Origin of the sequence: Chryseobacterium phosphatilyticum, assembly GCF_002899825.2 — a bacterium.
In the GTDB taxonomy this organism is placed as follows: domain Bacteria; phylum Bacteroidota; class Bacteroidia; order Flavobacteriales; family Weeksellaceae; genus Chryseobacterium; species Chryseobacterium phosphatilyticum.
On record NZ_PPED02000010.1, the window covers coordinates 1 to 7,945 of the forward strand.

At 36.7% G+C, this 7,945-nt stretch carries 5 protein-coding genes and 1 rRNA gene; 1 reads left to right on the forward strand and 5 read right to left on the reverse strand.

What is annotated here, in order from left to right; genetic code table 11:
- Positions 1 to 1,635: 1,635 nt before the first annotated feature.
- The 4 genes from C1631_RS23000 to C1631_RS23015 are packed head-to-tail and all read right to left on the reverse strand — an operon-like array spanning position 1,636 to position 6,492.
- Positions 1,636 to 3,306 (reverse strand): sodium:solute symporter family transporter, encoded by a 1,671-nt coding sequence (locus C1631_RS23000; protein ID WP_109714453.1) that lies wholly within the window; start codon positions 3,304 to 3,306, stop codon positions 1,636 to 1,638.
- The gene (locus C1631_RS23005; RefSeq protein WP_103248641.1) at positions 3,303 to 4,358 is read right to left on the reverse strand and encodes a UDP-glucose--hexose-1-phosphate uridylyltransferase; all 1,056 of its coding nucleotides are present in this window, start codon (positions 4,356 to 4,358) and stop codon (positions 3,303 to 3,305) included. The genes C1631_RS23000 and C1631_RS23005 overlap by 4 nt, the downstream gene beginning before the upstream one ends.
- Positions 4,342 to 5,523 carry a galactokinase gene (gene galK, locus C1631_RS23010; protein WP_103248640.1) on the reverse strand — a complete coding sequence of 394 codons (1,182 nt, stop codon included), beginning with the start codon at positions 5,521 to 5,523 and terminating at the stop codon, positions 4,342 to 4,344. The genes C1631_RS23005 and galK overlap by 17 nt, the downstream gene beginning before the upstream one ends.
- Before the next feature lie 15 nt (positions 5,524 to 5,538).
- The gene (locus C1631_RS23015; RefSeq protein ID WP_103248639.1) at positions 5,539 to 6,492 is read right to left on the reverse strand and encodes an aldose epimerase family protein; all 954 of its coding nucleotides are present in this window, start codon (positions 6,490 to 6,492) and stop codon (positions 5,539 to 5,541) included.
- 90 nt (positions 6,493 to 6,582) lie between these two features.
- On the opposite strand from C1631_RS23015, the gene C1631_RS23020 reads away from it, so the two are divergent.
- Positions 6,583 to 7,581, forward strand: a complete 999-nt coding sequence (locus tag C1631_RS23020; protein ID WP_109714455.1) for a GntR family transcriptional regulator — start codon at positions 6,583 to 6,585, stop codon at positions 7,579 to 7,581.
- A gap of 292 nt (positions 7,582 to 7,873) precedes the next feature.
- Here C1631_RS23020 and rrf read toward each other — a convergent pair.
- Positions 7,874 to 7,945 (reverse strand): 5S ribosomal RNA (rrf, locus tag C1631_RS25140); the annotation flags it as partial.

Here is a 7,945-nt window from a genome sequence, read left to right on the forward strand (position 1 = left end):
AACGAAGCAATCTCTCTGTCAGTGTCGCTCCGTATTTGCGAGTGCAAAAGTAAAACTTTATTTTGTAATGACCAAATGTTTTTGAAGAAAATTTTAAAGTTTATTTGTTAACCCTAAACTCCCTCTATAACCTCAATCACCCCTACTCCTGCGCCCCCTTAATTGGGACTGCAAAGATACAAACTTTATTTTAACTCGCAACTTTTATCTGATAAAAATTAAAAGTTTTTTACGCTTGACTCTTTTTGAAGTACTTAATGTTTTTGCTTATCTAAAAGCTCTCCTGCGCTACTGATATACTCTCGTTTTCAGTGGGGCAAAGATAGAAACTTCTCTATTACCCCACAACTTTATTTAACATAAATTTCATCTTTACTTCATATTTAATCTTAAAACACTGGTAAGCAGAAAGAAAAATTTTAAACAAATGTTTGGGGAAGCAGGTTGGAGAGCGTGAGAGGCTGAGGGCAAGAGAGAGAATAAACCGTGGAAGGGGGATTTTGGGTATATATAGGAATGGAAAATTGAAAGTGGAAAGTGGAAAATGAGTGCATGTTGGAAAGGTCTCCCGCGGATCAAACAAATTGTTATAAGGGGACCATCTATTAGTGTATGATATATTATAAATGGGGGTTAATGGGTGGAGGGTATTCTGAAAGGGTTCCACAGCTGTTATTTTTATCAGTTTTTCTAATATCTCATTTAATATGGCATCCCGAAGGGATCTCGACAGCGGAAAAGGTGTATGCATATATATATTAGGATAAATATGGAATAACGGAGTAGAGATCTCTACAAGACGACAAGCTTCGTGATAGGCGTGTGGAAGGATTTTTAAGTTTCGGCTAAAGCCTAATGAGGATGGGTATTTATTGAGCGGGCTAAAGCCCGCTCCTAGTGAAATAGATTTCTCCCACTGATTGCGCAGATTTGCACGGATGATAATGGATAGTGTATATATATTATATAAGAGAAGGTAAGAATAGATCCATGGGATGGATCTGTACGAGAGGACAAGTTACATGATAGGCGTGGAAGGATTTTTAAGTTTCGGCTAAAGCCTGATGAGGGGTAATTATTTATTGAGCGGGCTTTAGCCCGCTCCTATTGAAGTAGATTTCTCCCACTGATTGCGCAGATTTGCACGGATGATAATGGATAGTGTATATATATTATATAAGAGAAGGTAAGAATAGATCCATGGGATGGATCCGTACGAGATGACAAGTTACATGATAGGTGTGGAAGGATTTTTAAGTTTCGGCTAAAGCCTGATGAGGGGTGGTTATTTATTGAGCGGGCTAAAGCCCGCTCCTAGTGAAATAGATTTTTCCCAATGATTGCATGGATTGGCATAGAGGAGTACATTATTTTCTGTTGAGCGCAAACCCATTTTCAACTTTCAACTTTCAACTTTCAACTTTCAATTTTCAACTTTCAATTCTCCTAGCCCCGATAGTAACGGATACCCCGCAGCAGGGATTGGAGAGCCGGAGGGTTTTGGCTGTGGAGCGCCTGGCGCGAGGAGTAGGAGTGGATAGCGGGAAATAGCTCCTGAATACATTTGAGCGTTGGAGAGTGAGAGGTTGAAAGTACTGGAAAATTTGTATGTGAAATATTTTCAATTATACTTTTCTACCAGAAGAGGGTATATAGGATAATGAGAATAAATATGATCACACCGCTTCCTATTGCAAACGTGTGGCTGACACGAAACATAGAATAATCAATTTTCAAGGCATTTGTTTTTAATCCTTGTCGGGTTTCCCGGATACTAATGATATACATTCCCAATACACAGAGTACAAAAACAACCGCCATACGGTCGATAAAAGCTATTTCATATATTCCACTTGCGTCAGGAACGGCAAAATTGACTGTGTATAGAAAAGAAAGATCAGCAATCATGGGGAGAAATTTTAAGAATACTGAAAAGATAAATCCTGCTATGACAGCAAAAAGAGCCGCATTGGGAGTTGCTTTCTTCCAAAAAAAGCCAAGGATAAACATAGCAAAAACACCGGGGCTTACAAAACCCGTATATTCCTGGATGTATTGAAATCCTCCTTTTTTATCTATTCCTAAAAACGGAGCAATAATCACTGAAAGAATAACAGCAATAATAACCGCACATTTACCAACTTGTACAAGTGTATTTTCCGAAGCATCTTTTTTTACATATTTTTTATAAATATCTAATGTAAAGATGGTGGCAATGCTATTGGCCTTACCGGCAAGGGAAGCAACAATAGCGGCTGTAAGTGCAGCGAATGATAAGCCTTTTAATCCTGAAGGAAGGAGGTTGAGTAATGTTGGGTACGCGCGATCTGGATTAAGACTACCCTCCTGAAGCATTTCCTGCTGAAATAATCCTTTTTGATATAGTACATATGCAGCTATACCCGGGAGTACAACGATGACCGGCATGAGTAATTTTAAAAAAGCAGCAAACAAAATACCACTACGGGCTGTCTTAAGATCAGCTCCTAATGCCCGCTGTGTAATGTATTGATTGCATCCCCAATAATTAAGATTGACAATAAGCATTCCACCTACAAGAACAGAAATACCGGGAAGATCCATATAATATGGATTTGTTTTCTTGAAAATCATATGAAAATGATCACCCGCCAATGTTTTCATTGTTGTAAGGCCATTTCCAAAAGCTGATAATCCCGAACCTTCTGAAATCATTGTTACTGCGAGATACGTTGTTATCAATCCTCCCAAAATCAGGAAAAATACCTGAATAACATCTGTGTAACCAATTACTTTCATTCCTCCCAATGTTATCATAATGGCAAAAATAGCAAGAAAGCTCATGCATAAGGTGATGTTAAATCCGGAGATACCGTTAAGGGCCAATGCTCCCAGATAAAGGATAGAGGTAAGATTGACCACAATATAAAGCATCAGCCAAAAAACAGACATTATGAGTGCTACTTTTTCATTATATCTTTTGTGAAGATATTGTGGCATTGTGTAAATCTTATTTTTCAGGTAAACCGGAATAAAGAAAACGGCAACAATGATAAGGGTAAAAGCTGCCATCCATTCATAGGTAGCAATAGCGAGTCCCATACTAAATCCGCTTCCACTCATTCCGATAAATTGTTCTGCACTGATGTTACTGGCAATAAGGGAAGCACCAATAGCCCACCATGTCAGTGATCCTTCAGCGAGAAAATAATCTTTGCTGTCTGCTTTTGCTTTTCTTTTTCGTTTAAAAATATAAATACCATATATAACAATCGTCACAAAATACAATATAAAGACGATGTAGTCTGCTGCAGTTAATTTATTCATTTGTGTTTGTTTTTATAATGGTCGATTGGTAGCCTTTTTAAAACTTCCGCACTTTGTTCTGGGGTGAGATCTCTTTGTCCTTCGGCAAGCATTTCATATCCTACCATAAATTTCTTTACTGTTGCGGATCTTAACAATGGTGGATAGAAGTGCATATGAAAATGCCATTCAGCGTTCAAGCCTCCGTCAGTAGGTGCCTGATGAATTCCAGCAGAATATGGAAAAGAAGTTTCAAAAATATTATCATATTTCGTTGTTAAGATTTTGAGTATTTCAGCTAATGATTTTTTCTCCTGTTCCGTAAACTCTACCAAACTTTTTATATGCCTTTTGCTAACAATCATTGTTTCATAAGGCCATGTAGCCCAAAACGGGACTAATGCAATAAAATCTGAATTTTCCCAGACAATTCTTTCATTTTTTCTTTGTTCTTCCAACACATAGTCCTGAAGAAGGGAACGTTTATTTTTTTCAAAATACTTTTTCAGATTGATACCGGTTCTGACAACTAACGAAGGAATGGAAGATTGAGCCCAGATCTGGCCATGGGGATGTGGGTTGCTACATCCCATTACCGCTCCTTTATTTTCAAAAATCTGCACGTGATTGATATAATCAAGCGCTCCGAGATTTGTATACTCATCCTGCCACACGTCTATTACTTCTTGAATATCCCGGATAGCCATTTCAGGAAGCGTCAGACTATGATCATCCGAAAAGCATATTACCCTATTAATTCCTTGTTCAGGCTTGATGACGAAGAGCTCATGAAATTCTTCTACACCACCTACTTCATCTTGCAGTAAGGAACCAAAATCATTATCAAAAACGTATACGCCTTTGTAGTAAGGGTTTTGTATTCCATTTGCCCTTATATTTCCTGCACAGAGATAACAATCAGGATCATATTGATTGTGAATTTCGTGATGATTCTTTTCTAATTGCCCTTGCCAGGGACGCTTTGCTCTTTGTGGTGACACAAGAATCCATTCATCCAGTAGCGGATTGTATCTTCTATGTGGATGATCTCTATTGTTAAAGGTCGGTTTCATTTTTTAGATATTCTTTTGATCCATCAGAAATATTTACGTTATAGGCTTTTAATGAAATTCCATAAGCATTATGATACCGCAATTTCATTTGTTCGATAATGAATTTTTCTTTATCTTTTTTTATTAAATTGATAGAACATCCGCCAAATCCGCCTCCCATCATCCTAGCGCCCAAAACACCTTCTAATTTCAGGGCTCCATCCACCAAAAAATCAAGTTCATGACAACTTACTTCATAGAGCTGCGAAAGACCAAGATGTGTTTCAGTCAGGAGCTTCCCTAAAAGTTTCAGATCTTGATTTTTTAAAGCATCAGCTGCCTTTACTACTCTATTCATTTCTTCAATAACATAGAGACAACGTTTGTAAGGGATCTCACCAAGTTCTTCTCTGGTAGTTCTCAACATTTCGTGAGTACAATCCCGAAAAGACTTTATCTCCGGAAATTTATTTTTAATAATTTTTTTTCCATTCTCTATTTCATTTCGCCTTTCATTATACCCTGATGAAAGGTGTGAATGCTTTACACAACTGTCAAACAGAATAAAATTATAATCTGTTAATTCTGCATTGTAATATTGATATTCCAATGAATCACAATTGAGCATCATCACTTTATCTTTTTTTCCAAAGACAGAAGCAAACTGATCCATTATTCCACAATTGACTCCCACAAAATTATTTTCAGATCTTTGACATAGCAATGCAATCTCTTTTTTGGAAAGTTGCAGATTGAATATCCCGTTTAAAACAGTCGCAAAACCACATTCCAACGCTGCCGAAGAAGAAAGACCAGCTCCCATAGGAATATTTCCTTTAAAAACGATATCTATTCCTCCTATCTTTTTATCTAACTCCCGAATTCCAGCAACCACACCAACCATATAACCGGCCCACGTTGGCCATACATCGGGTATAGTACTGGCTTCAAAAGAAAAATACTCATCGAAATCCAACGACAACATCCGGCATGAAGCACTCCCTGAGTTTTTTCTTACACCAAAACATATATATTTATCAATAGCTGCGGGGAGAACAAAACCATCATTGTAATCTAAATGTTCGCCAATGATATTAATACGGCCAGGTGACAAAAAAATATGATCAGGGCAAACCCCGAAATGTAACTCAAAAGCTTCTCTTGTCTGTGTAATAAGTTTTTCCATCTGGTATAGTATCTTTTAAATAGAACCAAGCTCAAGTTTATAAGCTATTTCATTAGTATATTTTTCTCCTGCTCTCAGAATCCCATTTGTAAAATTGGCATGGTTAGGAGAATCAGGAAAATTCTGAGCTTCAAAACAAATTCCACTGGTTGTATGATAGACTGTATTTTCTTTTCCGATAATAGGATGAGTATGACCACCAACATATACGTGAATGATCGGTTGATTCGTATACACCTTAAGCATCAAACCATTTTTTTCATTCTTAAGAATCGCTCCGGGATTTTTTGCTGTAAGCACAAAAGATGTATCTATCTGAGAAGGGCATCTTCTGAATTCAGAAAAATCAAAATCACTGCTTTGAGTCTTTACTAATTTTCCTGTCGGAAGAAGAGCTGAATCCTTTTCTAAAAACTTTTCCGCCTCTAATTTCATTTTTAAATCACTCACGATTCCCTGGTGGCCGTCAAGATTAAAATAAGAATGCTGAGTAAGATTAATCAAAGTATTGACTTTTGTCTCAGCTCTCAAATTGGCAAATAATGTATCATCATTTAAAAAATACTCTGCAGTATATTTTGTTTTTCCATTATTTAATACAATTTCAAAAACCAATCGGTTATCAGATTTCACAACTACTTCCCAATATTGGTTGCTAAGATTAAGACTTCCCCCGTGAAGGTGATGCTCGCCACAATTTTGTTCAAGTTGTATCTCAATTTCATCGTCCATATACTTTCCCGATTTTACTCTTCCGGCATGAGGACCTACCACTGCACCTAAGAAAGGTCGGGATTCAAGTTCAAATGATTTCTTATAATCATCTACATGATCAAAACCCAAAACAATATCTATCTGATCCCCATCAGAGATGGGAACCTTAAATGAAGTAATCGTCGCCCCAAAATTGCAAAAACTAACTTCAAAACCTTTTCTGTTGATAAGCTTTCCTAAAAATAAATGACTCATAGTATTGATAAAAAACTGTTGTTCAAGATATAAAGATTGAATATATTTATATCCCAATACCTACCTGTTTTTAATTTTATACCACCAGTTTTGAAACTTATTACTATAGACAAAGAAAGCAACCTCCCTATCTACAAGCAAATCATTGCATGTATAGAGCAGGCTATCATTTCCAAAAGGTTATTCAGGAATGATCGATTACCGTCGGTCAATAAAGTTTGTATAGAACATCAGATCTCAAGAGATACCGTTTTACTGGCTTATGATCAGCTTAAAAAGAAAGGCATCATTCAATCAATTCCAGCAAAAGGATATTACGTAAGAACAGAAGACTTCACTTATGAAAAAAGGTATTTTCTTTTATTTGATGAACTTAATTCTTTTAAAGAAGATCTCCTGAACGCTTTTCTGGAAGGTATTGGACAGAAAGGACATGTGGATATTTTCTTTCATCACTTCAATTATTCTATGTTTCGCAAATTACTTCACGATAATATCGGAAACTATTCCAAATATATCATCATGCCCGGAAATGTAGAGGGTATAGAAACGTTAATTGCAGCTCTTCCAAAGGACGAAGTATATATCATAGATCAGATGAGGGATAGTTTACAACACTATTCAGGCATTTATCAAAATTTTGTAAAAGATATCTTCGAAGCTCTGACAACCTATTCTGAGGCAATAGAAAAATATTCTCATTTCATCATTGTCTTTCCAGGTGAAAAAGAACCTATCGATATGGTAAATGGTTTAAAAAAATATTGTGAAATCTACCATAAAAAATACACTGTCCTATCCGGTTTCCAAAAACATGATTTCAAAAAAGGCCAGCTATACCTTATTCCTAATGACAGGCAATTGGTAGAAGCTGTTGAAAAATGCAGGGAGATACATTTAAAATTAGGTTCAGACATCGGAATTATTTCTTATAATGAGACCCCTTTGAAAAAAGTAGTTGAAAATGGCATTACTACTCTATCCACAGACTTCTCACAGATGGGTAAAAGACTTGCACAGATGGTAATAAAAGGTGAAAAAATACAAATAGAAAATCCTGCAAAACTCTATTTCCGAAAATCATTATAAAAATAAAAATTACTGTACAAATGTTTTTTTATGTTCAGGAGCTATTTCCCGCTATCCACTCATACTCCTCGCGCCAGCACTTTCCACCCTTAAACCTTCAACACTCCCACTCATGCTGCGGGGTAACCGTTGCTATCGGGGCTAGGATGATGAGAGTTGAAAATTGAGAGTTGAGAATTGAAAATGGATAATGCCGGGTGATTCATTGCTCATTATTCATTTCTAAGGGGTAGGGATAAAACAAAAAAAGTCCTTTATCATTCGATAAAGGACTTTTTAAAAATAAAATAAAAACTGGCGGCGGCCTACTCTCCCGCGTTAGCAGTACCATCGGCGCTGGTGGGCTTAACTTCTGTGTTCGGAA

Bases quoted from the DNA above. Each gene is read 5' to 3' on its own strand.
- C1631_RS23005 (WP_103248641.1), bottom strand. From the start codon at position 4,358: ATGAAACCGACCTTTAACAATAGAGATCATCCACATAGAAGATACAAT.
- galK (WP_103248640.1), bottom strand. From the start codon at position 5,523: ATGGAAAAACTTATTACACAGACAAGAGAAGCTTTTGAGTTACATTTC.
- C1631_RS23015 (WP_103248639.1), bottom strand. From the start codon at position 6,492: ATGAGTCATTTATTTTTAGGAAAGCTTATCAACAGAAAAGGTTTTGAA.
- C1631_RS23000 (WP_109714453.1), bottom strand. From the start codon at position 3,306: ATGAATAAATTAACTGCAGCAGACTACATCGTCTTTATATTGTATTTT.